The sequence below is a fragment of the Prosthecobacter sp. genome (assembly GCF_044222345.1).
GTDB lineage: Bacteria > Verrucomicrobiota > Verrucomicrobiia > Verrucomicrobiales > Verrucomicrobiaceae > Prosthecobacter.
The window spans coordinates 1-2562 of record NZ_JBGANL010000159.1 but is presented as its reverse complement, the minus strand read 5'-3'; the positions used below and the strand labels follow the sequence as shown (position 1 = coordinate 2562).

At 61.9% G+C, this 2562-nt stretch carries 3 protein-coding genes; 2 read left to right on the top strand and 1 reads right to left on the bottom strand.

Going from position 1 to position 2562, the window contains the following annotated elements; genetic code table 11:
• Positions 1–871: tyrosine recombinase (locus ACILSL_RS27600; RefSeq protein WP_395735287.1), on the top strand; the 871-nt coding region annotated here is incomplete at its 5' end.
• A 6-nt stretch (positions 872–877) separates the two neighbouring features.
• Here ACILSL_RS27600 and ACILSL_RS27595 read toward each other — a convergent pair.
• Positions 878–1177: a Dabb family protein gene (locus tag ACILSL_RS27595; RefSeq protein WP_395735286.1), complete on the bottom strand. Its 300-nt coding sequence runs from the start codon at positions 1175–1177 to the stop codon at positions 878–880.
• 240 nt (positions 1178–1417) lie between these two features.
• Here ACILSL_RS27595 and ACILSL_RS27590 point away from each other — a divergent pair, with 240 nt between their 5' ends.
• Positions 1418–2449: a helix-turn-helix domain-containing protein gene (locus ACILSL_RS27590; protein ID WP_395735285.1), complete on the top strand. Its 1032-nt coding sequence runs from the start codon at positions 1418–1420 to the stop codon at positions 2447–2449.
• Positions 2450–2562: the final 113 nt, after the last annotated feature.

The window sequence follows — 2562 nt, the reverse complement described above, 5'->3', positions numbered from 1 at the left end:
GAATACCCAGAAGACCTACTTCGCGCTGATGAATAAGTTTCTTGCGTGGGCAGCCGCCGAGGAATTGAACAGCTGGCGCGAGGTGGAACTGAATCACCTCATGCGCTTCCTGCAGCACGAGCGCGAGCGGGCGCTGGAAAATCAGCCGGAGGAAAGCGCGCGGCGATTGAGTTCGGAGAGTGTTTACCTCGAAATCGCGGCGCTGCGCGCGTTCTATCGCTGGGCCGAGACGGAGAAATTTCTTCCAGTGAACGCGGCGGAGAACCTCTCGTTGCCACGCCGCTGGAAACGGCTGCCCAAGGCGCTGACCAATGAAGAGATTGTGCGGCTGCTGACGCCGCTGGTGCCGGAGACTCCGGCGTCGCTTTGCGATCAGGCGATTCTCGAGCTGGCCTACGCTTCGGGACTGCGCATCTCCGAGCTGCGCACGATTCGCCTCGAACAACTGCAGCTCGAAGCGGGATTCATCAACGTCATCGGCAAGGGCAACAAGGAGCGCGTGGTGCCGCTGGGGCGCGCGGCGAACGAGGCGTTGCAACGCTATTTGAGCGTGGGCCGGCCAAAGCTCGTCGGACGCAAGACGCCGTCAAATGTGTTCATCACGAAGCGCGGCACGGCCTTCTCGCGGGTGACGTTGTGGAAGCGCATCAAGGACCGCGTGCGCCATGCGGGCATCGGGCGAAACATCACGCCGCACATGCTGCGGCACAGCTTTGCGACGCATCTGCTGGAGCACGGGGCGGACCTGCGCGTGATCCAGGAATTGCTCGGCCACGCGAGCATCAGCACCACGGAGATCTACACACATGTGGCGGGGAACCGGCTGCGGGACGTCCACCGCCAGTTTCATCCGCGGGCGCGAATGGAGTGAGGAGGTTTACTCGAAGTCGTAGACCACGACCTTCGCGCAGTTTGGCTTGAAGGCTTTCTCGACGAACTCGATGTGCAGCGGATGCACCTGGTAATCGTCCTGCGCCTTCTTGTCCGGGAACACGAGGTTCAGCGCGACCTGGTAGGATTGATCGACCACGGGACGGTGGCTGCCGACCATCTTGCCGATGTGAAAATGCAGCACGCCGGGGATCGGCTTGAGATATTTTTCGGCGCCGGCGAGGAGATCGGCGACGGCGTTCGGTTTGTCAGGATGGGTCCAGAAGATGACGACGTGCGAAAACATGTGATCAGCAGTTAATTTGTTCGCGGCGGAGAATGTGGATCGCATCCGGGCCGCGCAAGAAGGAAATGGGCGTCATTGGGAAAGGCTGGGTAGATCGTGACCCCCCTGTGGTGAAGATCAACGTGTTGAGCACCCGACGGATGTTGGAGCTGCTGCGCCTGCTCCGGAGCAGGCGCAGCAGCGGCGCCAAATTCCTGCCACCCTCGGCCGGTGCACAGCTCTTACTTTGAACTCTATCGCATGCGCACTGACCGCCACTGGCTCCATCAAAAGCTCGTCACCTTCGCTCGCAGGCACGGACTCAAAGCCGCCGCCCGTGAGTTCGGCTGCTCCCGCAACACCGTCCGTAAATGGCTCCGCCGCCATCAGCCCGGCAAGCCTTCGTCCCTGGCCGAACTCTCCCGCCGTCCCAAACACTGCCCGCACCAAACCGCGCGCGGCCTCGAAGGTCAGATCGTCAGACTCCGCAAGCAAACCGGCTTCGGCGCCGAGCGTCTCCAGCACGAGTTCACCCTGCCGTGCAGCCACAACGCCATCGCCCGCATCCTCCGCCAGCATCAGCTGGTGCGCCCGCGCAAGAAGAAGCCCGCGACCAAGAAACAACTGCGCTCGCTCAAGCGCCACTGGCGGCTCTTTGGCCAGCTCTCCACGGACACCAAGTATTTGCAGGACATCCCGCATTACTGGCTGCAGATGACGCGCCTCAATCTGCCCCGCTTCCAATACACCGCGCGGGAACCGGTTTCCGGCGCCTGCTTCACCGGCTACGCCGACGAGTTGTCCAAAAGCTATGCGACGTTCCTGGCCGAACAGCTCTCGGTGCATCTGGCTGGTCACGGGGTGGATCTCGCCCAGCTGGTCTGGCAGACCGACAACGGCTGCGAGTTTCTGGAAAATCAGGACGAGCAAGGCCTGCCCGCCACCGTCCGCGCCTTGGGGTCCGCGCATCGCTACATCCCGCCCAAACGTTACACCTGGCAGAGCGACGTGGAGACGGTGCACCGCCTGGTGGAGGATGAGTTCTTTGATCGTGAGGACTTCAGCGGCCCGGCCGACTTCTGGGCCAAGGTGACGACCTACTGGCATTACTTCAACCTCGTGCGTCCCAATCGCGGCAAGGAATGGCAGAGCCCGCTGCAGATTTTGAAAACCACGGCGCCGGCCCTGATTGGAGCGGTCTTAAACTGGCGTCCCCTCAACCTCACTCAACGTCACCATCTCTACTTGCCTTCCCCTCACCACAGGGGTCACGATCTACCCAGCTTTCCCTGAATGTCTGCATAAGGTTCGAGTCCCTCGGCGCGATTCACGGCGTCAGCGAAAGCATCAACCTCCGTCGGTGGCGACTCTCGCGGCTGAGCCTGCTTGTTGGGTGGCAGGCAGAT

Bases quoted from the DNA above. Each gene is read 5' to 3' on its own strand.
- ACILSL_RS27595 (WP_395735286.1), bottom strand. From the start codon at position 1,177: ATGTTTTCGCACGTCGTCATCTTCTGGACCCATCCTGACAAACCGAAC.
- ACILSL_RS27590 (WP_395735285.1), top strand. From the start codon at position 1,418: ATGCGCACTGACCGCCACTGGCTCCATCAAAAGCTCGTCACCTTCGCT.